At 64.6% G+C, this 24,217-nt stretch carries 21 protein-coding genes and 1 pseudogene; 12 read left to right on the plus strand and 10 right to left on the minus strand.

The genetic code is table 11. The features are described 5' to 3' along the window. Positions 1-173 precede the first annotated feature (173 nt). Positions 174-1,982 carry a translation elongation factor 4 gene (lepA, locus tag ACW18A_RS01185; RefSeq protein ID WP_492022996.1) on the plus strand — a complete coding sequence of 603 codons (1,809 nt, stop codon included), beginning with the start codon at positions 174-176 and terminating at the stop codon, positions 1,980-1,982. Positions 1,983-1,988: 6 nt separating this feature from the next. Here lepA and ACW18A_RS01190 read toward each other — a convergent pair whose 3' ends face one another. Continuing rightward, positions 1,989-2,405, minus strand: coding sequence for a hypothetical protein (locus ACW18A_RS01190; RefSeq protein WP_492022997.1), 417 nt, complete (start codon positions 2,403-2,405; stop codon positions 1,989-1,991). Between the two features lie 211 nt (positions 2,406-2,616). After that, positions 2,617-3,540 (minus strand): hypothetical protein, encoded by a 924-nt coding sequence (locus ACW18A_RS01195; protein WP_492022998.1) that lies wholly within the window; start codon positions 3,538-3,540, stop codon positions 2,617-2,619. Positions 3,541-3,726: 186 nt separating this feature from the next. Here ACW18A_RS01195 and ACW18A_RS01200 point away from each other — a divergent pair. Beyond that, positions 3,727-3,825, plus strand: a pseudogene (locus ACW18A_RS01200) (hypothetical protein); the annotation flags it as partial. A gap of 6 nt (positions 3,826-3,831) precedes the next feature. On the opposite strand, the gene ACW18A_RS01205 reads toward ACW18A_RS01200, so the two are convergent. After that, entirely contained in the window at positions 3,832-4,161 is a 330-nt protein-coding gene (locus ACW18A_RS01205; RefSeq protein ID WP_492022999.1) for a hypothetical protein, read from the minus strand. Between ACW18A_RS01205 and ACW18A_RS01210 the strand changes: the two genes are divergently transcribed. Then, positions 4,155-4,643 carry a hypothetical protein gene (locus ACW18A_RS01210; protein WP_492023000.1) on the plus strand — a complete coding sequence of 163 codons (489 nt, stop codon included), beginning with the start codon at positions 4,155-4,157 and terminating at the stop codon, positions 4,641-4,643. The two genes, ACW18A_RS01205 and ACW18A_RS01210, sit on opposite strands and share 7 nt — an antisense overlap. On the opposite strand, the gene ACW18A_RS01215 is transcribed toward ACW18A_RS01210, so the two are convergent. Then, positions 4,640-5,806 (minus strand): DNA methyltransferase, encoded by a 1,167-nt coding sequence (locus tag ACW18A_RS01215; RefSeq protein WP_492023001.1) that lies wholly within the window; start codon positions 5,804-5,806, stop codon positions 4,640-4,642. The two genes, ACW18A_RS01210 and ACW18A_RS01215, sit on opposite strands and share 4 nt — an antisense overlap. 386 nt (positions 5,807-6,192) lie before the next feature. Here ACW18A_RS01215 and ACW18A_RS01220 point away from each other — a divergent pair, with 386 nt between their 5' ends. The 9 genes from ACW18A_RS01220 (at position 6,193) to katG (ending at position 16,764) form a co-directional block, all read left to right on the plus strand. Further along, entirely contained in the window at positions 6,193-7,107 is a 915-nt protein-coding gene (locus ACW18A_RS01220; RefSeq protein WP_492023002.1) for a hypothetical protein, read from the plus strand. A 7-nt stretch (positions 7,108-7,114) separates the two neighbouring features. Continuing rightward, positions 7,115-7,663 carry a fasciclin domain-containing protein gene (locus ACW18A_RS01225; protein ID WP_492023003.1) on the plus strand — a complete coding sequence of 183 codons (549 nt, stop codon included), beginning with the start codon at positions 7,115-7,117 and terminating at the stop codon, positions 7,661-7,663. A 129-nt stretch (positions 7,664-7,792) separates the two neighbouring features. Next, the gene (gene dcm / locus ACW18A_RS01230) at positions 7,793-8,974 is read left to right on the plus strand and encodes a DNA (cytosine-5-)-methyltransferase (RefSeq protein WP_492023004.1); all 1,182 of its coding nucleotides are present in this window, start codon (positions 7,793-7,795) and stop codon (positions 8,972-8,974) included. Next, entirely contained in the window at positions 8,967-9,434 is a 468-nt protein-coding gene (locus tag ACW18A_RS01235) for a very short patch repair endonuclease (RefSeq protein WP_492023005.1), read from the plus strand. Before dcm ends, ACW18A_RS01235 begins: the two co-directional genes overlap by 8 nt. Then, positions 9,428-10,723 carry an MvaI/BcnI family restriction endonuclease gene (locus ACW18A_RS01240; protein ID WP_492023006.1) on the plus strand — a complete coding sequence of 432 codons (1,296 nt, stop codon included), beginning with the start codon at positions 9,428-9,430 and terminating at the stop codon, positions 10,721-10,723. Before ACW18A_RS01235 ends, ACW18A_RS01240 begins: the two co-directional genes overlap by 7 nt. Before the next feature lie 345 nt (positions 10,724-11,068). Further along, positions 11,069-11,674, plus strand: coding sequence for a hypothetical protein (locus tag ACW18A_RS01245; RefSeq protein ID WP_492023007.1), 606 nt, complete (start codon positions 11,069-11,071; stop codon positions 11,672-11,674). A gap of 86 nt (positions 11,675-11,760) precedes the next feature. Beyond that, positions 11,761-12,486, plus strand: a complete 726-nt coding sequence (locus ACW18A_RS01250; protein WP_492023008.1) for a DUF305 domain-containing protein — start codon at positions 11,761-11,763, stop codon at positions 12,484-12,486. Between the two features lie 35 nt (positions 12,487-12,521). Beyond that, on the plus strand, positions 12,522-14,384 hold the full coding sequence (locus tag ACW18A_RS01255; protein WP_492023009.1) for an LVIVD repeat-containing protein: 1,863 nt from the start codon (positions 12,522-12,524) through the stop codon (positions 14,382-14,384). A gap of 175 nt (positions 14,385-14,559) precedes the next feature. Beyond that, a complete protein-coding gene (gene katG / locus ACW18A_RS01260; RefSeq protein WP_492024312.1) occupies positions 14,560-16,764 on the plus strand; it encodes a catalase/peroxidase HPI in 2,205 nt (734 codons plus the stop codon). A gap of 9 nt (positions 16,765-16,773) precedes the next feature. Here katG and ACW18A_RS01265 read toward each other — a convergent pair whose 3' ends face one another. From ACW18A_RS01265 to thiC, 6 genes are all read right to left on the minus strand, one after another. Further along, a complete protein-coding gene (locus ACW18A_RS01265) occupies positions 16,774-17,445 on the minus strand; it encodes a bifunctional 4-hydroxy-2-oxoglutarate aldolase/2-dehydro-3-deoxy-phosphogluconate aldolase (protein WP_492023010.1) in 672 nt (223 codons plus the stop codon). A 69-nt stretch (positions 17,446-17,514) separates the two neighbouring features. After that, entirely contained in the window at positions 17,515-17,949 is a 435-nt protein-coding gene (locus ACW18A_RS01270; RefSeq protein ID WP_492023011.1) for an endonuclease domain-containing protein, read from the minus strand. 1,482 nt (positions 17,950-19,431) lie between these two features. Continuing rightward, entirely contained in the window at positions 19,432-19,857 is a 426-nt protein-coding gene (locus ACW18A_RS01275) for an endonuclease domain-containing protein (protein WP_492023012.1), read from the minus strand. 546 nt (positions 19,858-20,403) lie between these two features. Continuing rightward, positions 20,404-21,522: a GmrSD restriction endonuclease domain-containing protein gene (locus tag ACW18A_RS01280; RefSeq protein ID WP_492023013.1), complete on the minus strand. Its 1,119-nt coding sequence runs from the start codon at positions 21,520-21,522 to the stop codon at positions 20,404-20,406. A 1-nt stretch (position 21,523) separates the two neighbouring features. Further along, complete coding sequence (locus ACW18A_RS01285; RefSeq protein ID WP_492023014.1) at positions 21,524-22,309, minus strand: FRG domain-containing protein; 786 nt, start codon at positions 22,307-22,309, stop codon at positions 21,524-21,526. 56 nt (positions 22,310-22,365) lie between these two features. Continuing rightward, on the minus strand, positions 22,366-24,204 hold the full coding sequence (gene thiC, locus ACW18A_RS01290; RefSeq protein WP_492023015.1) for a phosphomethylpyrimidine synthase ThiC: 1,839 nt from the start codon (positions 24,202-24,204) through the stop codon (positions 22,366-22,368). Positions 24,205-24,217 lie beyond the last annotated feature (13 nt).

The raw sequence follows: 24,217 nt of genomic DNA on the forward strand, positions 1-24,217 counted from the left end.
CGGCGCTACGAGGCGTCCGGCAGGCGCGGCCTCATACCGCGTTCGAGCCTCGCCTCCAAACCTCAACCGTCGCCATTACTGCGATGTAATCCGTGCCGAATGCGGTTGCTGCAGGGCGTTGGAGGCCTGCCACGTTGGCGCTGACGCGCCACCCATGCTAACCGCGCCGCACCATGACGACGCCCCCTATCGAACGCATACGAAATTTCAGTGTGGTCGCCCACATTGACCACGGCAAATCGACCCTGTCGGACCGGTTGATTCAATTCACCGGAGGCCTGACGGCGCGGGAAATGAGCGCCCAGGTTCTGGACTCGATGGACATCGAGAAGGAGCGGGGGATCACCATCAAGGCGCAGACGGTGCGTCTGAACTACACGGCTCGGGATGGGCTGGAGTATGTCCTGAACCTGATGGACACGCCGGGGCATGTGGACTTCGCCTACGAGGTCTCGCGCTCATTGGCCGCATGCGAGGGATCGTTGCTGGTGGTCGATGCGTCGCAGGGGGTCGAGGCCCAGACCCTGGCCAACGTCTATCAGGCCATCGATAACAATCATGAGATCGTTCCCGTCCTCAACAAGATCGACCTGCCGGCGGCGGAGCCGGAGCGGGTCCGCCAGCAGATCGAGGACGTCATCGGCATCGACGCCTCCGACGCCGTCCTGTGCAGCGCCAAGTCCGGCATCGGCATCGAGGAGGTGCTGGAGGCCATCGTCACACGCCTGCCGGCCCCCAAGGGCGACCCGGATGCGCCGCTGAAGGCCCTGCTGGTCGACGCCTGGTACGACCCCTACCTCGGCGTCGTCGTGCTGGTCAGGGTGTTCGACGGCGTCCTGAAGGCCGGGATGCGCGTCAAGATGATGCAGAACGGCTCGACCCACCTGATCGACCGGGTCGGCGTCTTCCTGCCCAAGAACACCCCCGTGGACCAGCTCGGCCCCGGCGAGGTCGGCTTCATCACCGCCCAGATCAAGGAGGTCGCCCACGCCGCCGTCGGCGACACCATCACCGACGAACGCAAGCCCACGGCCGAGCCGCTGAAGGGGTTCAAGGACGTCCAGTCGGTGGTCTTCTGCGGCCTGTTCCCGGTCGACGCCGCCGATTTCGAGGACCTGCGCGCCGCCATCGGCCGGCTGCGGCTGAACGACGCCTCCTTCACCTTCGAGATGGAATCCAGCGCCGCCCTCGGCTTCGGCTTCCGCTGCGGCTTCCTCGGCCTGCTCCACCTCGAGATCATCCAGGAGCGCCTCAGCCGCGAGTTTAACCTCGACCTGATCGCGACGGCCCCCTCGGTGGTCTACAAGATCGGCCTGCGCGACGGGCGCGAGATCGACCTGCACAACCCGGCCGACCTGCCCGACGTGATGCAGATCGAGACGATCAGTGAGCCTTGGATCAAGGCCACCATCCTGACGCCGGACGAATACCTCGGCAGCGTCATCAAGCTGTGTCAGGACCGGCGCGGCTCACAGGTCGAACTGTCCTATGTCGGCAACCGCGCCCTGGTGATCTATGAGCTGCCGCTGAACGAGGTGGTGTTCGACTTCTACGACCGGCTGAAGTCGATCTCGAAGGGCTATGCCTCGTTCGACTACGAGATCACCGACTACAAGGTCGGCGACCTGGTCAAGATGAGCATCCTGGTCAACGCCGAGCCGGTCGACGCCCTGTCGATGCTGGTGCATCGCGGCCGGGCCGAGACGCGCGGCCGGGGCATGGTCGAGAAGATGAAGGAACTGATCCCGCCCCATATGTTCGTCATCCCGATCCAGGCCGCGATCGGCGGCAAGATCATCGCCCGCGAGACGGTGCGGGCGCTGCGCAAGGACGTGACGTCGAAATGCTACGGCGGCGATGCGACGCGCAAGAAGAAGCTGCTGGAGAAGCAGAAGGCAGGCAAGAAGCGCATGCGCCAGTTCGGCAAGGTCGAGATCCCGCAGGAGGCCTTCATCGCCGCGCTGAAGATGGATGAAGATTGATCAGGCTCAGATAATTTCGGGTTTGATTCCAATCGATTGTGCGGCCCGTGAGATATGAAGCCTCCAATTTTCCCGATCGGCGCGTGAGAGGTGCCGCTCTTCACGGTTTGAGCCGTCGATGTCTTCCAGCTCACGCGCCACCCACGACCTTTCGCCAGTGCTGATCTGACGTTCCACGAACGTCACGCAAACCTCGCTCAGGCACTCGTTCGAATGAAAGACATGTGCTGGAAGTTCGTAGGTTTCGCCCACCCCGAATTCGTCCGTGCCGCTGGGCCGCAAGCCATAGCGTCCGACGACTCGGTATTCGGGACCATAGTTATCTCTCTTGTGCACAGCGACGATCGGCGTCGATTCAAGGTGGTTAGGGTCAATCGTCCAAAGAGAATTACGAAGTCGGCCAGACAATATGATCGAGCGCATTTGGCCGCTGTGGGTGTGGGGTATCTCCCGGACCATGTTGCTTCGGGACCAGATATGAAAACGTGTGTAGCCACCTGCACCGTCGGAGGTTTGTCGCAAGATGATAAAGCCTAGCGGGTGGACAGAGCCTGTCGTTGCGTTCGCAAGCGCCTGCAAAGCATGGCCGTAAACTCGCGCAAGATTTCGCCGATGATCGGCGGATGAGCGCGGCTTATGCATAGATCGAGCTTTCGTCCGCCATTGTCAGGGCGGTGGAGAACAAGGGCTCGAGAGTAGTCCACTCCTGACCAAACAAGCCCTGGAGTGCCGATCGGAGCCTCGTCTCCTCAGATTCATCCTCAGTGGCGGGACAATCATCGATGTCCAATTGGCGTGCCTGACGCCATGCCTCTTCACATTCCTGACGGTGATAGCTGAAGAAGCGAGACCCGCGGTCGTAGCGGTAAGCTGGTTGTTGAGGGTCCTCTTGAGTGACGATAACAACATCGTTCGAACGGTCGAACCGCCAAAGCCCGAAAGCGGGGGCAAGCCCGAGCAGGATGCGCAACTGTGGAGATCGGGATTTTGCCCTGACCAGGCAAATTATCGTGGCAATCAGGTCGGCTTGAACAGACGCCGTTGTCCACATTCGAGGCGAGATGGATGAACTGCGGGAACGAGAGCGATAGCTGGCGTAGGCACCGCAAAGAGCCGCATTGGCGGGGTTGACGATAGTGAAGCGGACCGGGATGGTGATCCCTCGAGCCTTCGAGGTCCGCTCTAGAACGGGCAGAATCCGTGTGCGGACGAACCGGCCGGTGTGACCGAAGTATTCCCATTCATCCGCCACTTCGGCAGCTTCCTGGAGGTTGCGAGATATCAGGTCGGGGTAGAGCTCTCCACCCAGCGGCGTGCGTGAGAGCGGCGTTCTAATCCACCAGAAAAAAACTCCCAGCACACTTGAGACTGTAACTGTTGAGAGCAGGCCGTCGATCAGGTTTCGAACAAAGCCAGCATACTGGAATTGTTGTTTATCGTTCCACTCCCCCACCAAATAGATTCGGATGGCCAGTATCCCGACAAGAAGGACAGCGACGCACAATGTCACGGCACGCCGATGCGCGGCTACCCACTCGCCGACTGTCGTCTGTTCCATCCGGTCACCAACCCAAAGGTCGAACGGCCTCCGTCACGCGCCGCCCTTGAGTTGAATATTGGCTTATTGCTCGCGTAGCCCGTCAAGTGGAAATAGCGGAAATGGGGACACACACCCTGGCCCTACCGACCGATCTGGGTATCCAGCCGGTGTGCAAGGTCGATCGCGCGGTCATCCTCGCCGCGTGAGGATCAGAAGGCCGGCAAGACGCGGATGCGCCGGTTCGGCAAGGTCGAGATCCCGCAGGAGGCGTTTATCGCCGCGCTGAAGATGGATGAGGATTGAGGGCCGTTACGCCAGAAGCAATCGTATGGACCTGCCGAAGATTGCATCGAGGCGATCCTCAAATCCTCCCGGTCGGTAGCTGATATGCCGGACAATTCGCCCCATCTGGGCATCCGTGAGGTCGATAGTTCCGCTCGGCTGGACGCGCGCCTGCAATGCGCGAAACAGCGTCTGAAAGCCGCCCTGACCGTTTACGGTTCGGTTCAGGACCGCGATTTCGGCGGGGAGCAGGGTAAGGGTAATGGTCATGTGTGAACGGTAGCGCTGTTCACGCAGATTAGAAGCGGGGTCTTTCGAGAGCCTCAATCCGATGCCGTAGGCGAGGTCGAATGCCACACAAGTTATTGTTCGAATGGGATCTCGACGCCCTGTCGGCGTCCATGGGCATCCCTGCGGCTGATGTAGAGCTCTATTTCCGGGACGGACGGCGGGTGTCCTTTCTGCTGGAACGGCGAATTCGTGACGCATTCCCGGGCTGGAAGCTGGCAGCGTCTGAAGGGGCCGGATACGACCTGCTCGACGACATCGACGGCAAGTGGGAAGTGCGCTCCATCAGCAAGAGCATCTATTTTTGCCCCAGCTATATGGTGGGCAGCGGTCGCAAGTTCGCCGAGGACGGCTTCTTCGCCAAGCTGGATGCGATCGGCGGCTATATCTGCTCCGACATCACGACCTTCCCGAAGGTGCCGGTCTACATCGTGCCGGCCGACCTGATCCGGGCTTTGTATCTGGACGGCCAATTGGGACCGTCGACGCTGATCAGCCGTGCGAACTTCTACAGCAAGGTCGTCCCCGAACTGGACTCCCTACCCGGCTAAATCCGTCGCGCGACCACGATCCGGTTCGTGTTCGTTCCTGCGACATTGTTGCCCACGCCCCAGCAGTTGGCGGTCTTGGTGAACTCCTGCACGTTCACGACGACGGCGAGCGGTTCGAAGGGCAGGCCGGCAATTGCGTCGAGGACGACCTTTTCAAGCTGCACCTTGCCGTTGCGGACCTCTCCGACCTCGAAGGCCACATGGCCGCCGGGACGGACGACGCGGGCCAGCTCGGTAAAGGTCGAGCGCACGAATGCCTGCCAGTCCTCGACCTTCTTGTGCATGGCGATGGCGACGTTGGACATGTCGAGGTCTGCGAACCAGCAACGCAGCCAATTGTCCTGGGCATACTGGACCACGTCCAGGAAGGGCGGCGAGGTGACCACCAGATCGACGGAGGCGGTGCCGATGTCCGGCGTCGCATCGCTGGGGCCGGTGCAGAGCTGGCTGTCCGCAGCCCGGAACGGTGCGTCGCCCAGCAGAGAGCGTGACTTCTTCAAAATGATGGCTGGAACGGATCGGACCGGCGGCGTCTGATTCCGCTTTGCGTTGATCTTCGTTTGCGCGTCGATCGAGACGGCCTGGTTCGGGGGCAGGGTGTAGACCGAGAAAAATCCGGGGGAATGGCCTGTCAGGCGGTTGATCGCCACCATCCGGATCCAGTCGTCCACAGGGTCGAAGGTTCCTGCCGCCTGCCGGTCGGCGAACCATTGGCGCAGGGCGTGAATCTGGCCCAGGGTGTCGGGGTGGTAAAAGACCAGCAGGTCCCCGCGCATCGGGCCGTCCCAGGCCCAGTCAATCTCTCTCAGTCGGCTTTCGACATCGACGTCAGACGGAGCGTGAAGCCGGGGCCGGACCAGCAGGGCGCTGAGGGGATTGACGTCGTTGCCGACAGGGCGGCGTCCCAGGATCGCCGCTTCGATCGGCGTCGTGCCCCGCCCCATGAAGGGGTCATAGACGCGATCGCCGTGCCCGGTCAGACGGTCGATGAAGAACGCAGGCAGCTGGGGCTTGAAACAGGCCCGATAGCTGACCTCATGGATTCGGTGCGCCTGCCGCTGCCGGGCCGTCCAGAATTCGTTGTAGAGGAACGGCACCCCGTTCCAGTCTTCGACGATTGTCGGTGCACCGTTGAAGGTAAAGGCCTTCAGCTGTGCGACCAAACCCCGACCTGATGCATCTTCTCGCTCAGCCGTCGGCCAAAGATCTGTCTGAAGGGCGAGGGCTGTTTGCATGGCACTCTTCCTAGCGCGAGTCTGGTAGGGGCGACAGCGACACCATGAAGAACAAAACAGAAACATGCAATGGTTGTGAAACGATTTTATTTCTACCGAAGGCCCGCTCACCAAGTCTCCGCTTCCAGCGTGACCGAAGGCTGTAGCCGCTGCAGAAGGACGGCAAGACGCGGATGCGCCGGTTCGGCAAGTCGAGATCCCGCAGGAGGCCTTCACCGCCGGGCTGAAGATGGACGACGACTGACCATCGGAGCCCGGCACCGGAACGGCCATGATCCGCGCACGTTGTCATCGTCTGGACGAGGAGTCTGACGATGAGACGATCAATCACCCTGACGAGCGCGCTGGCGCTGACCCTGGCCATCTCAGGTGCCGCGATGGCCCAGAACGGCAACGGTAATGGCCGGGGCAACGGCAATGGCGGGGGCGACAACGCCCGGCAGGAACGCGGCAACGGCAACGACAACCGGGGCGGCGATAACGGCCGCGGCAACGACCGCATGGAGCGGCAGGTCGAGGGCCGTATGCCCGACGTCGCCCGCGATATGGCGCGCAGTCAGGACCGGATGGAACGGGACGTCCGCCGCGAGGTCGAACAACGGGTCACGGTCGACAACGGCGTGGTCGTGCTGCGTCGCGAGGCCAATCGTGGGATGATGAACGGGTGCCCGCCGGGGTTGGCGACGCGCGACAACGGCTGTCTGCCGCCGGGACAGGCGCGTCAGATCGAGCGGGCCCAGGATCCCTATAACCGCTACAACTATGTCTGGCGCACGCTGGGCGGCGACGGCGACTACCGGTACCGCGACGGCTATGTGTACCGCACGACGGCGCAGGGCGGCCTGCTGGGCTATCTGCCCGTGCTGGGCGGCATCCTGTCGCCGGGCAACACCTGGCCCAGCCAGTACGCCTATCAGCAGCCGCCGCAGTCGCTGTCGCAATATTTCGGCCTGACCGACGGGGCGCAGTATCGCTATGCCGACGGCGTGCTGTACCGCGTCGATCCGCAGACCTCGTCGATCGGCCAGGTCGCGGCCCTGTTGACCGGCCAGCAGGTCAACGTCGGCCAGCGGCTGCCCGCCGGCTACGACGTCTATAACGTGCCCTATGCCTATCGGAACCAGTACGCCGACAGCGCACAGAGCCAGTACCGGTACAACGACGGCTCCCTGTACCAGGTCGACCCCACCACACAGCTGGTGCAGGCCGTCATCCAGCTTTTGACCTGAGGGACCGATGAACACTCAAAGACTGTGGGCGCTCGCGCCCCTGATGGTCCTGTGCCTGTCCGGGTGCGGCCGGGACGCCGACACGGCCGGCCCCGACGGCGTCGCGGCACCCTCGACCCGGACGCTGGCGGCGGCTATCGCCGACGCGGGCGATCTCGACTCGCTGGAGGGGGTCGTCAGGAACGCCGGCCTGTCCGAAGTGCTGGACGGCAAGGGGCCCTATACCGTCTTCGCCCCCGTCAACGCGGCGCTCGGAACCGCCGGGTCCGAGCTCGCGGGCGAGGCCATGAAGGCCCAGGGCGCGGCCCTGTTGCGCGCCCACATCGTGCCCGGCGCCCTGACGCGGGCCGACATCGAGGCCGCCCTGGCGCGCGGCGGTGCCGACGGCGTCCAGATGCGGACCATGTCCGACGCACTGCTGACCTTCTCGAAGGACGGCGACGTCGTTGTGGTCACCGCCGCCGACGGCGCGACCGCCCGCCTGACCGGGGCGGAGACGGTGGTGTCGAACGGGGTGGTGCAGCCGGTGGACGGGGTGCTGGTGCGGGCGGAGTAGGGGGCGCCAAACTCGGGCTTCGAGCGACTTTCGCAGGCCCGAACGTTCCTGACTTGTTCTCCTGGCATTAGCCTGGCAGTCTGCGATCCTTGTGAACGCGGAGAATCAGCCGTGTCGGAGTACGCCAGCATGGTGAAACAAGCGGGCCAGGCAGCGGCCGACAAGGCAGTGCAACTTGGCTATATCGACGGACCGGCGAAACCGGTCGCCGCCCAGCCGAAGCTGAAGCTCGTTCGCGGAGACAAGGGCGAAGCTCCGGCCGACTTCACCTTCATCGACCTGTTCGCCGGGATCGGTGGACTGCGGCGCGGCTTCGAGTCCATCGGTGGTCAGTGCGTCTTCACGTCCGAGTGGGACAAGTACAGTCAGAAGACCTACGCCGCGAACTTCCCGGACGACGATCACGAGATCAACGGCGACATCACCAAGGTCGATGTCGAGGACATCCCGCCGCATGACGTGCTGCTGGCCGGGTTCCCGTGCCAGCCGTTTTCGATCGCGGGCGTGTCCAAGAAGAACGCCTTGGGGCGCGCCCACGGGTTTGAGGACAAGACCCAGGGCACGCTGTTTTTCGATGTGGCGCGGATCATCGCCCATCATCGGCCTGCGGCCTTCCTGCTGGAGAATGTCCGCAACCTGATCGGTCACGACAAGGGCAAGACCTTCCAGACGATCAAGGACGTCCTGACCGAGGAGCTCGGCTACACCATCGACTGGCGCGTCATCGACGGCCGGTCCTGGACGCCGCAGCATCGCGAGCGGATATTCATCATCGGTTTCCGTGAGGATCAGGGGTTCCGGTTCGCCGACCTGAAGGCCCCGGACGCCGCACCGAAGCTGAGAGACATCCTGCATCCCGGCGACGGGTCGGAAGCGCCGGACCAGAGGTTCACCGTGGGGAATTCCGGGCGCGTGTCGGAGAAGTACACGCTGACCGATCACCTCTGGAACTATCTGCAGCGGTACAAGGAGAAGCACCAGGCGGCGGGGAACGGCTTCGGCTTCGGTCTGGTCGGGCCTGACGATGTCGCCCGCACCCTGTCCGCCCGCTACTACAAGGACGGGTCCGAAATCCTGATCAAACAGGAGGATGGCAAGGCGCCGAGGCGGCTGACGCCGAGAGAGTGCGCCCGGCTGATGGGGTTCGATGAGGCGCAGGGGAATGAGTTCATCATCCCGGTGTCGGACACCCAGGCCTATCGCCAGTTCGGAAACTCGGTCGTCGTTCCGGCGGTGAAGGCCGTGGCCGAACATATGAAGCCGCACCTGTTCAAGGCCCTGGCTGCGCAGCGCAAGGTGGCGGTTGGCTGACGTCGTCGATGCGGCGACGCGAAGCCGGATGATGTCCGGCATCCGGGGCAAGAATACCAAACCCGAACTGACGATCCGCAAGGCGCTGCATGCGCGCGGGTTTCGCTACCGGATCCACTGCAAGGACCTGCCGGGGAAGCCGGATCTTTGTCTGCCGAAATACCGGGCGGTGATCTTCGTGCACGGATGCTTCTGGCACGGGCACGACTGTCATCTGTTCAAATGGCCGAAGACGCGGCCGGAATTCTGGAAACAGAAAATCGAGCGCAATCAGGCCGTCGATGCGGCGGCGCGGGCGCAGTTGTTGGCCGAGGGCTGGCGTGTGATGCAGATTTGGGAGTGCTCAATCAAAGGGCACCAAGCGACAGGAATTGACGCGGTAGTTTCACGTGTGCACCTTTGGTTGAAATCTGGCGATCCGGAAGCGAATATCACATTGAAAGCAGGGTCTGAGTGCTGATCTCTGAAGTCGTCGATTTGATGAAACGGCATGGCGCGCGACAGATTATCTGCAAGGCCTTGGCACCCAACGACAACTCCAAGAATCAGATCTACGTGGCTGGCAGCCTCGACATTCTGAACGTCCTTCCGATGGAAGATGTGCGAGAAGAAGTCAGCGAAAGCGGAACCGCCGTGCTGAAAGCCAAGCTCAATTTCTATTGGGTGAAGCCGGAGGCTGCGCCTCAGAACGCACCGCACGCTCAGTTGATACTTTACCCGCAGTACCCTGAGGTACGCCTGTCTGGATTCCTTCGGGGTACGAGGGATGCGCCGAACAGCGTGATGACATCTCGAGACCCTTACAGAACGTTGTTTCTTAGTGTCGGAAGCGCCGGAGAAATCTATGCGTTTGCGAGCCTCGACCCACAGTTGGCCGCGGCTGTAGAGGCCTTGTCGTCAGACACACAATACGGGGCATTCAAATCCGCCTTGGGCGGGAAGGCCCGTGGCGCACGGGAGTTCCTTATCGATAAACTCAAAGCCATTTCAGATTTGGGTTGGGTAAGGGCGCAAAAACTATCTGCTGACGGAACTGTCGGCGTTTGCCGGGGGCCAAACTGCGGTGGCCTGACGCTTGAGGCGCAGTTCGGAATCTCACCGAACGGACGCAGCGAACCGGACTACGAGGGCTGGGAGCTAAAGACACATACTGTGGTGGGCTTCGATCGGACGCCGACCGGCAATCTGACCCTGATGACGCCCGAACCGACCACCGGCATTTACCGCGACGACGGTGCGGCGCAGTTCGTTCGTAGGTTTGGGTACAGTGATGCTGGCATTCCAGATCGGCTGAATTTTTCGAGCCCGCACCGGATCAATGAGCGCAACTCGCGCACCGGGCTAACGCTACGCCTGGACGGATACAACGACTGCAGGATCGACAATCCGTTGGGATCACTGGTCCTGCTCCAAGATAACGACACGGTTGCCGCAGGATGGCCTTTCGCTGGCCTCTTGTCCCATTGGAACCGGAAACACGCACAGGCGGCGTATGTCGCCAACATGTGCCGAGGAAAACCGGACGCCGAGTATCTCTACAGTGACAGTTGGCGTTTCGGAGAAGGGACAGATTTCAACCGCTTCCTTCACGCGGTTTCTGTTGGCCAAGTCATTTATGACCCCGGCATCAAGCTGGAAGGTGCATCCGGTGACCGACCGCAACTAAAGCGTCGAAACCAGTTCCGTATCAGGTCGAAAGACCTTGGCAGCCTGTACGCCAGCTTTACCAACGTGCTGTCACCCGAATAGCCAAGGCAATCCAACAACGACACGGCAGAAGTTAGGGCGATGCCTGAGCAATTTCGGGCGTGAGGGTTGGAATGGGCCAAGGCGATGGCGGAACAGTGGGGCTCCGTCGGCTGACGGCGAGGCTGCGGCCGGCCCCCTACACCGCTTCGCGGTCCCCCTCCCCCGATGGGGGAGGATTGGCGGCGGTCCCGTCGTCGGATCGCATGCGATCCTTCCTCCACCCCCAAGGGGGGAGGATCCTTATACCCATCAACACATCCCCCGATTTCGCCTTGCCGATCAAAGGCCGGGATTATTCAGGGGCTTTATCCGCGCACAGGGTCGCGGTGCCCGCACACTGTCGGCATGGCCAGAGCGACACCCGAAGCCGCCGCGACCTATTTCCGTCTCCCGGACGAGACCTGGGCCCTGATCGTCGAGGAATATGCCAATGGCGCGACGGCGAAACAGCTCGGCGCCAAGCGGAAGGTGGCGCCCAACTCCGTCTATCGTCACGTCAACGCGGCGAAGATGACCGCACGCGACTGCGGCGACCAGCGGGCGCGGGCGCTCGCCAGGGCGGTGACGCTGGCGACCAAGGCGCGGGACGCGAAGCTGGGGCCCCGGGGGGAGACGGTCGAGCCGACCCTGACCGCCCTGTTCGCTCCGCCGCCGGTGGAGGACCCGGATGCCGGCGATCCCGGCGCTCTGGCCAAGGCGGCGATCCTGGCCTCCGGCCGGGCCATGAAGGGGCGGCTGTGGGCCGAGGCCAGGGCTCTGGCCGGGCTGGCGGAGGCCTATGCGCGGCTGAGCGAGCGGACGATCGAGGAGGTCTACAGACCCTCGCCGCAGGATATGGCGGCGCAGGCCTTCCTGCTGGAGAAGCTGGGGTATCGCGACCCGTACGACGAGGACGGGGTCGAGAACGAGGACGGAGTCGAGGACGAGGACCGGGGCGACCGCCGGGCCTGACCATGTCGGCAAGCCGCTTGCCCCGGAGCGCGGCCAGGGCCTAGTCTGGATTGAGGCCGAAATGTGCGGCGCGGGAGTGGTGTGGCGTGCGCGGTGAGTTCGGTCTTCTTCTGGCACTGGTGACGTCGCTGGCGACGGGTCCGGCCTCCGCACTGATTGCGGCCGGCCAGTCTCCTGCCCTCCAGTCCGTGCCGATCTTCCAGCCCGGTGCGCCGGGACAGCCGTCGCGGATCGTGACGCCGGAGCAGGCGATGGCCCTGGGGCGGACGAGCTTCACCGCGGCGGACGTCGGCTTCATGCAGCATATGATCGTCCACCACGCCCAGGCGGTGGAGATGGTCGCCCTGCTGGACACGCGCGGGTCGGACCGGCGGGTGAAGCTTCTGGGGCGTCGCATCGCCCTGAGCCAGGACGCCGAGATCGCCCTGATGCGCGGCTGGCTGGCCGAGCGGGGTCAGCCCGGGACGATGCCGGGCATGGACCATGATGCGGGGCATGCCGGGATGGATCACGCCGCGATGGGGCACGGGAGCATGGGCCACGGACCTGATCCCGACGACACCCCGTTGATGGCCGGGATGCTGACGCCGCGCCAGATGCGGACCCTGGCGGCGGCGAGCGGGCCCGATTTCGACCGGTTGTTCCTGTCCGGGATGATCCAGCATCATCAGGGGGCGATCGACATGGTCGGCGCCCTGATGGAGACGCCCGACGCCGCACAGGACACGCTGTTGTCCGACTTCACCACTGCGGTCGTTGCCGATCAGGCGACCGAGATCCTGCGCATGCAGTCCCTGTCCGCTGAACTCTGAACCTTCGCATTTCACTCCTTCGAACGAGGCCCGCCATGACCGTCCGTCGCACCCTGCTTTCCTCCGTCGCCGCCCTCTCTTCCGTTGCAGTATTGGGCCTGTTGCTGGGGGCGACCGCCGCGGCGGCACAGCAGTCGTCAGCGGGCGGGTCGGTTCAGGTCATCGGGACCGACGCCCGCTCGAGCCTGTCGGCCGGATATGACGACGCCGGGCAGGCGGCCGTGGGGCTGGCCCTCCTCAGCCATACGCCGCACGCGCCGGGCTTCGGCACCAGCGAGACGATGTTCTCGCCGCCGAAGACCGACGAGGAGCGCGCCGCCATGATGGCCTCGGCTGAAGGCAACCCCGCCTTCAGCGTCCTGGGCATGGCGAACACCGACCTGGCGATGTCGAACGGCCGGTTGTTCGTCGGCAATTTCAACGGCTTCAACGCCTACGACGTCACGGGTGACGCGCCCCGGCTGGTCATGTCGGTGGTCTGCCCCGGCGGGCAGGGCGACGTCTCGGTGCACGGAAACCTGCTGTTCATGTCGGTCGAGGAGAACCGCGGGCGGCTGGACTGCAGCGGCGCCGGCAACGAAGGCGATGTCAGTGCAGAACGCTTCCGCGGGGTGCGGATCTTCGACATCTCGGACCTGAACGATCCGCGCCAGATCGCGGCGGTCCAGACCTGCCGCGGGTCTCACACCCACACCCTGGTGCCGCATCCCACCGACGCCAATCTGCTCTACGTTTACGGCCAGGGGACTTCAGGCGTGCGCAAGTCCGAGGAACTGGACATCTGCACCGACGGCCAGCCGGGCGAAAACCCGGAGACGGCCCTGTTCTCGATCGACGTGATCAAGGTGCCGCTGGACCATCCCGAGACCGCGGAACTGGTCAACCGGCCGCGCATCTTCGCCGATGCGACGACGGGTCTGGTCGCGGGCCTGTGGCGCGGCGGACGGGCGGGCATCGCCACCCAGAACACGGCCCAGACCAACCAGTGCCATGACATCACCGTCTATCCGGAGATCGGACTGGCGGGCGGCGCCTGCAGCGGCAACGGCATCCTGCTGGACATCACCGACCCGGTGAACCCGCGCCGGACCTCGGACATCTTCGATCCCGACATGGCCTACTGGCACTCCGCGACCTTCAACAACGCCGGCGACAAGGTGGTCTTCACCGACGAGTGGGGCGGCGGCATCGGCGCACGCTGCCGGGCCGAGGATCCCGCGACCTGGGGCGCCAATATGATCGCCACGATCGCCGACCGCACCCTGACCGGCCGCAGCTTCCACAAACTGCCGACGACGCAAGGCGCGACCGAGAACTGCGTGGCCCACAACGGCAACATCATCCCGGTCCCGGGCCGCGACCTGATGGTCCAGTCCTGGTACCAGGGCGGCATCTCGATCATGGACTTTACCGACGCGGCGAAGCCCGTGGAGATCGCCTGGTTCGACCGCGGTCCGATCAGCGCCGAGCGGCTGTATGTCGGCGGAACCTGGTCGGCCTACTGGATGAACGGCCGGATCTACTCCAGCGAGATCGCGCGCGGGCTGGACGTGCTCAAGCTGCTGCCGTCGGACCAGCTGTCGGCGGCGGAGATCGCGGCGGCCGAGGCCATCATGGCCGCAGAGATCAATCCGCAGACCCAGACGAAGATCGAATGGGCCGACAGCCCGGACGTGGCGGCCGCCTATGTCGATCAACTGGCCCGCACCGACGCGATCGAGGACGGCGTCGAGACGCGCGTCCGCTCGGTGATCGCCGGCTGGCGTTCGGGATCTGCCGACAAGGCGTCGGCGGGCGCGCTGGCGACGGCTCTGGCGACCGCTCCGGACGACGCGACCGATGCGACCAAGGCGCGGATGGCCTCCCTGTCGGCCCTGCTGGGAAGGCTGGCGGGCTAGATCTGGTCAGGGTTCGGACAATCGGGCGGCGGGAGCAATCCCGCCGCCTTTTTGTCGAGCCCGATCATAACCGCAGTTGATCCTCAGCATCAGTTTAATCGACTTAATCTCTCGGCCCTGCTCTGTTACCCCTTGCACATCCAACCCGGACCCTGATCGGAGAAGACCCATGCCCATGGACGGAAACGACCTCGTCGAACCCACCACCCAGTGCCCGCTGGGCCACGGCGTGCGGTTTCACACCAGCTTCGGCGGACGCTCGAACCGCGACTGGTGGCCGAACCAGCTGAACCTGAAAATCCTGTCGCAGCATTCGTCGCTGGTCAGCCCGTTCGCCCCGACGTTCAAATACCGGGATGAGGTCGCGAAACTGGACATCGAGGCGCTGAAGGCTGACCTGCGGGCGCTCCAGACCGACAGCCAGGACTGGTGGCCCGCCGACTATGGCCACTATGGTCCGTTCTTCGTGCGCATGGCCTGGCACTCGGCCGGGACCTATCGGACCGGCGACGGGCGTGGCGGCTCGGGCTCGGGCACCCAGAGGTTCGCGCCGCTGAACTCCTGGCCCGACAACGGCAACCTCGACAAGGCGCGCCGCCTGCTGTGGCCGATCAAGCAGAAATACGGCAACCAGGTCAGCTGGGCCGACCTGATGATCCTGTCCGCCGACGTCGGCATGGAGACGATGGGCTTCGAGACCTTCGGCTTCGGCTTCGGCCGCGAGGACGTCTGGGAGCCGTCGGAGGACGTCCACTGGGGCGCCGAGGACACCTGGCTGGCCGACGACCGCTACGAGGGCGAACGCCAGCTGGATAAGCCGCTCGCCGCCGTCCAGATGGGGCTGATCTACGTCAATCCGGAAGGGCCGAACGGCAAGGCTGACCCGATGGCCTCGGCCAGGGATATCCGCGAGACCTTCGCCCGGATGGCCATGAACGACGAGGAGACCGTCGCCCTGATCGCCGGCGGCCACACCTTCGGCAAGGCCCACGGCGCGGGCGATGTGAAACATGTCGGCGTCGAGCCGGAAGGCGCGGGCATCGTGGAACAGGGCTTCGGCTGGAAGAACAGCTGGGAAAGCGGCAAGGGCGTTCACACCATCACCTCGGGTCTGGAAGGGGCCTGGACGCCCAATCCGATCCAGTGGGACAACGGCTATTTCGACACCCTGTTCGGCCACGAGTGGGAGCTGACGAAGAGCCCCGCCGGCGCCCAGCAATGGCGGCCGGTGGACCGCGCCGCCGACACCCTGGTGCCCGACGCCCACGACCCGTCGCGGCGTCATGCGCCGATGATGGCGACCACCGACATCGCCCTGCGCACCGACCCCGCCTATCTGGAAATTTCGAAGCGGTTCCATGCCGACCCCGAACAGTTCCGCGACGCCTTCGCCCGCGCCTGGTTCAAGCTGACCCACCGCGACATGGGGCCGAAAGAGCGCTACCTCGGCCCGCTCGTGCCGCAGGAGGAGCTGCTGTGGCAGGATCCGATCCCGGCGGTCGATCACCCCCTGATCGACGCGGCGGACGTCGGCGCGCTGAAGGATAAGATCCTGGCGTCCGGACTGTCGGTCACCGAGCTGGTGGCCACGGCCTGGGCCTCGGCCTCGACCTTCCGCGGGTCGGACAAGCGCGGCGGCGCCAACGGTGCACGCATCCGGCTGGAGCCGCAGCGCAGCTGGCCGGTCAACCAGCCGGCGCAGCTGTCGAAGGTGCTGGGCGTGCTGGAGGCCATCCGGTCCGACTTCAACGCGGGCGGCAAGACGGTGTCCCTGGCCGACCTGATCGTGCTGGCCGGCACGCTCGCGGTGCAGGCGGCGGCCAAGGCGGCCGGCCATGATGTCGCGGCGCCCTTCACCCCGGGCCGGGCCGACGCCTCCCAGGAACAGACCGACATCGAGTCCTTCTCGGTGCTGGAGCCCGAGGCCGACGCCTTCCGCAACTATCAGCGGGGCCCGTTCAGCCTGACGGCCGAGGAGATGATGATCGACCGGGCCCAGCTGCTGACCCTGACGGCGCCCGAGATGACGGTGCTGTGGGGCGGGCTGCGCGCGCTGAACGCCAACACCGACGGCGTCCGGCACGGGGTCTTTACGAAGCGCCCCGGCCAGCTGACCAACGACGTCTTCGTCAACCTGCTCGACATGGGCACGGTCTGGACCGCGACCTCCGACGAGGAGGTCCAGTTCGAGGGCCGCGACCGGGCGACCGGCGACCTGAAGTGGACGGCGACCCGCGTCGACCTGGTGTTCGGCTCCAACTCTCAGCTGCGGGCCCTGGCCGAGGTCTATGGCCAGTCCGACAATGCCGGGAAGTTCGTCACGGACTTCGTGGCGGCGTGGGCGAAGGTGATGAACGCGGACCGGTTCGACCTGGCCTGACGGGGGACCCTACCCCCGTCTGAAGGCGGCGACGGCGTCGACGGCGCCACGGACCGAGGTCTCGATCCCGGCCCAGTCGCCCGCCTTCACCGCCGCGTCGGTGACCAGTTTGGAGCCCATGCCCGCCGCCACGATCCCGGCGCCGAACCATTTCGCGATGGAGGCGGCGTCGGGGTCGACGCCGCCGGTCGGCATGATCCTGGTCCAGGGCATGGGCCCCATGACGGCCTTGACGAAGTCCGGCCCGCCGACGCTGGCGCCCGGGAAGAGTTTGATGATGTCGCAGCCGAGCGCATGGGCCTCGGTGATGTCGCGCACCGAGCCGCAGCCCGGGAAATAGGCCACCATCCGCCGGTTACAGACCGTCGCCACCTCGGGCACCAGGGCCGGCGAGACCACGAACCGCGCCGCCCGGTTCAGATACATGGCCGCCGTCCCGGCATCGAGCACCGAGCCGATGCCGAGGATGATGTCCGGATCCGTCCGGCCCAGCTCCTTCGCAATCTCGGCGAACAGGTCGACGGCGAAGTCGCCCCGGTTGGTGAACTCGATCACCGGCGCCCCGCCGCGCGCACAGGCCCGGATCACATTCATCGCGACCTCGGGGTCGGGATTGTAGAAGACCGGGCAGACGCCCTGGGCTTCGAGGGCTTTCAGCACGGAAACGCGGTCGATCGGCATGGGTCTGGCTCCGGGGATGCCGCACCGGGATCGCGGATCGATGGGCGGTCCGTCAAGTCAGTTCGGGTTTCAGAGGTCGGCGGCGGGCCCCCTCCGTCTCTCCGCTCCGCTCCGAGCCACCCCCCCCCCCCCCCCCCCCCCCCCCCAGGGGGGAGGATTTTGGACCCGGTCTTTGAGGCGGGTCAGGACGCCGTCCGGATGTTCCAGCACGTCCCGCGCCGCGATCCGATACACCGAGATCCCACGCAGGTTCAGCCACTCCGTTCGTCGCGCGTCATGCCGCGCCTGATCGGGGTGCTCATGCCTCGACCCATCCACCTCGACCGCCAGTTTTGCGTCCTCGCAATAGAAGTCGAGGATGTACGGCCCGACCGGATGCTGTCGCCGGAAGCGGATGCCGTCGAGGCGTCGCCCACGCAGCGCCTGCCACAGGAGCACCTCCGGCAGGGTGAGCGTCCGGCGGAGGTCTCGGGCACGCTGTATGGTGATCCGCGGCGCATCCATGGCGCGAATGTATCAAATCCTCCCCCATCGGGGGAGGGGGACCGCGTCTTCGCGGTGGAGGGGGCCGGCCGCGCACCGGGTCTATGACGTCAGGCACCACCCAGGATTCGCCGTGGCGCGGTGTCCGCGTCGGGCCCCCTCCGTCACGGCGCTGAAGGAGCGCCGCGCCACCTCCCCCAACGGGGGAGGATTTACGCCGCACCATTCCTCCCCCATCGGGGGAGGGGGACCCCGAAGGGGTGGAGGGGGCCGACCGCGCATCGGGTCTCCAAGGTCAGGTACGACCGAAGCTTCGCCGTGGCACCGTGTCCGCGTCGGGCCCCATCCGTCACGGCGCTTCGCTCCGAGCCACCTCCCCCAATGGGGGAGGATTTACGCCGCCCCATTCCTCCCCCATCGGGGGAGGGGGACCCCGAAGGGGTGGAGGGGGCCGACCGCGCATCGGGTCTATGAAGATCAGGCACGACCGAAGCTTCGCCGAGGCACCGTGTCCGCGTCGGGCCCCCTCCGTCACGGCGCTGAAGGCGCGCCGCGCCACCTCCCCCAACGGGGGAGGAATGGTGAGACCGCGTCCGGGGTCACGAACCGGAACGCCTCCGCCCGCTGACGCAGGATGCGGTGGATGAAGGGGGTCTTCCCGCGCATTCCTCCCCCATCGGGGGAGGGGGACCCCGAAGGGGTGGAGGGGGCCGACCGCGCATCGGGTCTATGAAGATCAGGCGCAACCCAGGCTTCGCCCAGGCACCGTGTCCGCGTCGGGCCCCCTCCGTCACGGCGCTGAAGGAGCGCCGCGCCACCTCCCCCGACGGGGGAGGAATGGTGAGATCGCGTCCGGGGTCACGAACCGCAACGCCTCCGCCCGCTGACGCAGGACGCGGTGGATGAAGGGGGTCTTCCCGCGCATTCCTCCCCCATCGGGGGAGGGGGACCCCGAAGGGGTGGAGGGGGCCGACCGCGCATCGGGTCTTCAAGGTCAGGCCCGACCGAAGCTTCGGCCCGACGCCGGTGTCCGCGACAGGGTCCTGCTGACGCAGGCCGCTGGGTCCCCCGGTCTGCGCCGCGAAGACGCGGCTTGCCGGAGGATGACGAAAGAGAGGGGAGAGGGAGACCGCGTCCGGGGTCACGAACCGGAACGCCTCCGCTCGCTGACGCAGGACGCGGTGGAGGAAGGGGGTCTTCCCGCGCATTCCTCCCCCATCGGGGGAGGGGGACCCCGAAGGGGTGGAGGGGGCCGACCGCGCATCGGGTCTATGAAGATCAGGCACGACCGAAGCTTCGCCGAGGCACCGTGTCCGCGTCGGGCCCCCTCCGTCACGGCGCTGAAGAAGCGCCGCGCCACCTCCCCCAACGGGGGAGGAATGGTGAGACCGCGTCCGGATTGACGAACTGGAACGCCTCCGCGCGCTCGCGCAGGAAGCGGTTGATGAAGGTGGTCTTCCCGGCGCCGTTGGGTCCGGCGAGGAGGACCGCCAAACGTGGGCATTATTCCTCCCCCATCGGGGGTGGAGGAAGGATCGCATGCGATCCGACGACGGGACCCCGAAAGGGTGGAGGGGGCTCACCGCACACCCGCTGTTTCAGGCCGACCAATACGCCCTCCAGATTTCCCAGCACGTCCCGCGCCGCGATCCGATACACCGCGATCCCACGCAGGTTCAGCCACTCCGTCCGCCGCGCGTCATGCCGCGCCTGAACCGGATGCTCATGCCCCGACCCATCCACCTCGACCGCCAGCTGCGCCGCTTCGCACCAGAAGTCGAGGATGTAAGGACCGACCGGGTGCTGTCGCCGGAAGCGTATGCCGGCGAGTTTGCGCCCCCGGATCGCCTGCCACAGCAGGACCTCCGGCAGAGACATCGTCCGTCGCAGTTCCCTTGCACGCGCGATGGTGGTTTTCGGCGGATACATTGCGCGACGATAGCGTGTGCGGTCGCCCCTGCAAATCCTCCCCCATCGGGGGAGGGGGACCGCCGCGCGCTTGCGCGGGGGTGGAGGGGGCCGACCGCGCATCGGGTCTTCAAGGTCATGCCCGACCTAAGCTTCGCCCCGGTGCCGTGTCCGCGGCCAACCCCCTCCGTCACGGCGCTGAAGGAGCGCCGCGCCGCCTCCCCCGACGGGGGAGGATTTATGACGCACCATTCCTCCCCCATCGGGGGTGGAGGAAGGATCGCATGCGATCCGACGACGGTACCCCGAAGGGGTGGAGGGGGCCGACCGCGCATCGGGTCTTCAAGGTCTGGCGTCACCCAGGCTTCGCCCAGGCACCGTGTCCGCGTCTGGCCCCCTCCGTCTCTCCGCTTCGCTCCGAGCCACCTCCCCCGACGGGGGAGGATTTAGCGCGCCACCGCGTCCGGGGTCTCGAACCGGAACGCCTCCGCCCGCTGACGCAGGACGCGGTTGATGAAGGGGGGCTTCCCGGCCCCGTTCGGACCGGCGAAGAGGACGAGGGTGGGCTCACTCAGCGGTTAGCTGTCGTCCCAGAGGCATAAAGTCGAGCAAGCGTGCTTCAGTTGACCTCCCTGTAGCGAAGCCTTTCTTCATCTGATCTCGAGACCAGAAATCTTTGACGGTTTCGAGTAGGTTGGCCTTGTAGGGGCTACCATTAGCCACGTGGTATCCGATGCCGAGTGCGAATACTTCGAAAGCCGTATTCAAAAATGATCCCTTGAATTCCTGCTTCTCGGTATCCCATTTTCTGAAGACATTTTCTCCACCACCGGCGCCGATGATGTCAAATGTGGTTTTAAATGTCTGCGCGAGGACGTCGGCGGACAGAGGGTAACTTGAGGCAAGCCTCACCGCCTCATCGTCCAGCACTCCTGGTAGGTCGCGAAGAGCTGTCAGCGTCAAGCGGTCGGCTGGTCGATTATGTAACACAAGGAATCTCGTTACGAGCTCCAGGTCGTAGCGTTCCTCAAGAAGGCGCTCGCTGAGTTGAGTAGACTCAAGGAAGCTGGGATGCCGTGCTAGCTCTTCCAACCAAGCGAAAAAGTCAGACGAGACGGCGACCAGCAGCGCTGAGCGCATTTCAGCCGAAGTGAGTGGCGTACCGTAGTTGTTCAGGCGCTGGAATAGATCGTACTTCGTCTCTGGAGATGACTCTCGCTTGATAATTTTGATGTCGAGTTTCGAACGTTTGACGTCCAATCGTTGCGCACTCGAAAGCCCCTCCGCAGGGTTCTCAGATTCCCAAATACGGCCTTCGAGCGCCTTAAGATATTTGGTTCCTTCGAGCTTCAACGGTTTCAGTTTAGCCCCGCCTACGCCAAGCAATTCACCTTGAAGCTCCAATATTGTCGAAACCCGTTGTAGTCCATCGACGAGTTCCCATTTTCCATCTTCAGTCTGCGCCACGAAAACAGATGGCAGTGGAATCCCCAGAAGAAGGCTTTCGACCAATTTTGACTTTTGGGATGTTGACCACCGATAAAAGCGCTGAAATTCAGGTCGGATACGAAGCTCTCCGTCCTTGTACATGTTTGTTATTTCGCCGATACTCATCGGGTATCCGTCAGACGAAATGGATCGGCGCGCTTCAGCGATTTGTTCTTCTAGTGGATCTAGCTTGGACATCTTATCTCCACCCTTCAATTCGAGTAAGCTCCGCAGCTAGGGAACTCAGTTCCGGGAACACCATTGTTTCTCCGAAACCCAACGTGCTCAGTTCACGAGCCAAGGCTGCCCTATCGCCGCGAATCCGGATTTTCCAAACCGGAGCGGGAGTTTCATCTGTGAAGGTTTCGAGGGTGGTATTGTCATTGCCCCAGACCATGAATGTCCCCCTCTGAGAGACGATGCGGTCAGAGTTGTGGCTTCCAAATATCGCTAGAGGAAAGCGTAGCCTGCGTTTCGTGGTGTCGGGACGGTAAGCGTCGATCTCATCGTCGGACGTCGTGAGAACGTGGATCGATTCGCCATAGTCGCGCAGCTGTGGAGCCGACCGGTTCCAAACGACAGGATTCAAGCACCAAACGGCGGGCAGATCATCCTCACCGGGCGGGTTCGATAAGGGCGTTAGCGCGAAGTGCGCAGCAACAAAAAGGTTCTCGCTCCAGTCGAGCAGCCTAGTTGGCATCCCATAATGCTGCATGGCGAACTGGTGCTCCCAATCGCTCTGAGGATAGCCTGCGGGCCAATACGCCATGCTTCGTTGGCGAAACCGAGTGAGAAGACGGCGCTCTCGCTCAAAAATCGCGTCCGCCTGATGACCTTCCCGCATGATCTTTGGCAGCATCGAGTGGCTGCTTAACCCAAGTCCACGAAACCAGAGAAATTGCCCCTCTGGCACGCCTGCTCCAATATCAAGGGCAGCTGTTACCAGCCCTGTAATTCCCTCTACGTCACGCGTCTCTATAGCCATCACTTGCCCCCGCCAGAGTTGTATCTCTCTCACAGACACCAGTCGATGGACAGAGCCTAAACCTTCACCTCCACCACGCTCCCCCCGGCCCGGAACTTCGCCGACATCTCCGCCATCCCGGCTTCGGCCGCAGCGGCATCCACCAGCGAACCCCCCGCGTCGTTCTGCGCCGCCGCATCCCGGCGGATGTCCTGGCTGATCTTCATCGAGCAGAATTTCGGGCCGCACATGGAGCAGAAGTGGGCGGTCTTGTGGGCCTCCTTGGGCAGGGTGGCGTCGTGGTATTTGCGGGCGGTCTCGGGGTCGAGGCCGAGGTTGAACTGGTCTTCCCAGCGGAACTCGAACCGGGCGCGGCTCAGGGCGTCGTCGTGCAGGCGGGCGGCCGGGTGGCCCTTGGCCAGGTCGGCGGCGTGGGCGGCGATCTTGTAGGTGATGACGCCGTCCTTGACGTCCTGACGGTCGGGCAGGCCGAGGTGCTCCTTGGGCGTGACGTAGCAGAGCATGGCCGTGCCGAACCAGCCGATCATGGCCGCGCCGATGGCTGATGTGATGTGGTCGTAACCGGGGGCGATGTCGGTGGTCAGCGGCCCGAGCGTATAGAAGGGCGCCTCGTGGCAGTGTTTCAGCTGCTCATCCATGTTCGCCTTGATCTTGTGCATCGGCACATGGCCGGGGCCCTCGATCATGACCTGGCAGCCCCTGGCCCAGGCGATTTTGGTCAGCTCGCCGAGGGTCCGCAGCTCGGCGAACTGGGCCTCGTCATTGGCATCGGCGATGGAGCCGGGGCGCAGGCCGTCGCCGAGGCTGAACGACACATCATAGGCCCGCATGATGTCGCAGATGTCCTCGAAATGCTCGTAGAGGAAGGACTCGCGGTGATGCGACAGGCACCATTTGGCCATGATGGAGCCGCCGCGTGAGACGATGCCGGTGACCCGCTTGGCGGTCATCGGCACGAAGGGCAGGCGGACGCCGGCGTGGATGGTGAAATAGTCGACGCCCTGTTCGGCCTGTTCGATCAAGGTGTCGCGATAGACCTCCCAGGTCAGGTCCTCGGCGACGCCGTTCACCTTTTCCAGCGCCTGGTAGATGGGGACGGTGCCGATGGGGACGCTGGAGTTGCGGATGATCCAGTCGCGGATGTTGTGGATGTTGCGGCCGGTCGACAGGTCCATGACGTTGTCGGCACCCCAGCGGGTGGCCCAGACCAACTTATCTACTTCATCGTCTACCGACGACAGGACGGCGCTGTTGCCGATGTTGGCGTTGATCTTCACCAGGAAGTTGCGGCCGATGATCATCGGCTCGACTTCGGGGTGGTTGATGTTGTGCGGGATGATGGCCCGGCCGCGGGCGATCTCCTGACGCACGAACTCGGGGGTGACGAAGTCGGGGATGCTGGCGCCGAAGTCCTCGCCGTCGCGGATGCAGGGTGCGTTCTGCTCGCGGCGCAGGTTCTCGCGGATGGCGACATATTCCATCTCGGGCGTGATGATGCCGGCGTTGGCGTATTCGTACTGGGTTGTCGGGCGGCCCTCGACGCCCTTGAAGACCTTGTGGTGCGAGGTGTCGAAACGGGGGGCGAGGTGTTTGCCCTCGGCGTGGCCGTTGTCCTCGGGCCTGACCTCGCGGGGGTTGAGGACGGGGGCGATGTCGCCGCGGTCGAGCTGCCAGCTGGACTTGACCAGGGGCAGGCCGCGCTTGATGTCGATGGTCACGGTCGGGTCGGTATAGGGGCCCGAGGAGTCATAGATGGTCAGCGGCGGCTCATTGGCCGAGGGGTGCAGGGCCACCTCGCGGAAGGGCACGCGGAGGTCGGGGTAGAGCTCGCCCGAGGCATAGACCTTGTGCGACCCGGCGCGCTCGCCGGTCGGGATGGTGCCGGTCTCGCGCATGACTTCTTTTCTC

It is taken from the genome of Brevundimonas sp. AVps5 (assembly GCF_058681515.1).

What these genes read in the sequence shown, in the direction of transcription:
- lepA (WP_492022996.1), top strand. Translation starts at nt 174, where the DNA reads ATGACGACGCCCCCTATCGAACGCATACGAAATTTCAGTGTGGTCGCC.
- ACW18A_RS01190 (WP_492022997.1), bottom strand. Translation starts at nt 2,405, where the DNA reads ATGCGCTCGATCATATTGTCTGGCCGACTTCGTAATTCTCTTTGGACG.
- ACW18A_RS01195 (WP_492022998.1), bottom strand. Translation starts at nt 3,540, where the DNA reads ATGGAACAGACGACAGTCGGCGAGTGGGTAGCCGCGCATCGGCGTGCC.
- ACW18A_RS01210 (WP_492023000.1), top strand. Translation starts at nt 4,155, where the DNA reads ATGCCACACAAGTTATTGTTCGAATGGGATCTCGACGCCCTGTCGGCG.
- ACW18A_RS01220 (WP_492023002.1), top strand. Translation starts at nt 6,193, where the DNA reads ATGAGACGATCAATCACCCTGACGAGCGCGCTGGCGCTGACCCTGGCC.
- ACW18A_RS01225 (WP_492023003.1), top strand. Translation starts at nt 7,115, where the DNA reads ATGAACACTCAAAGACTGTGGGCGCTCGCGCCCCTGATGGTCCTGTGC.
- dcm (WP_492023004.1), top strand. Translation starts at nt 7,793, where the DNA reads ATGGTGAAACAAGCGGGCCAGGCAGCGGCCGACAAGGCAGTGCAACTT.
- ACW18A_RS01245 (WP_492023007.1), top strand. Translation starts at nt 11,069, where the DNA reads ATGGCCAGAGCGACACCCGAAGCCGCCGCGACCTATTTCCGTCTCCCG.
- ACW18A_RS01255 (WP_492023009.1), top strand. Translation starts at nt 12,522, where the DNA reads ATGACCGTCCGTCGCACCCTGCTTTCCTCCGTCGCCGCCCTCTCTTCC.
- katG (WP_492024312.1), top strand. Translation starts at nt 14,560, where the DNA reads ATGGACGGAAACGACCTCGTCGAACCCACCACCCAGTGCCCGCTGGGC.
- ACW18A_RS01265 (WP_492023010.1), bottom strand. Translation starts at nt 17,445, where the DNA reads ATGCCGATCGACCGCGTTTCCGTGCTGAAAGCCCTCGAAGCCCAGGGC.
- ACW18A_RS01270 (WP_492023011.1), bottom strand. Translation starts at nt 17,949, where the DNA reads ATGGATGCGCCGCGGATCACCATACAGCGTGCCCGAGACCTCCGCCGG.
- ACW18A_RS01275 (WP_492023012.1), bottom strand. Translation starts at nt 19,857, where the DNA reads ATGTATCCGCCGAAAACCACCATCGCGCGTGCAAGGGAACTGCGACGG.
- ACW18A_RS01280 (WP_492023013.1), bottom strand. Translation starts at nt 21,522, where the DNA reads ATGTCCAAGCTAGATCCACTAGAAGAACAAATCGCTGAAGCGCGCCGA.
- ACW18A_RS01285 (WP_492023014.1), bottom strand. Translation starts at nt 22,309, where the DNA reads ATGGCTATAGAGACGCGTGACGTAGAGGGAATTACAGGGCTGGTAACA.
- thiC (WP_492023015.1), bottom strand. Translation starts at nt 24,204, where the DNA reads ATGCGCGAGACCGGCACCATCCCGACCGGCGAGCGCGCCGGGTCGCAC.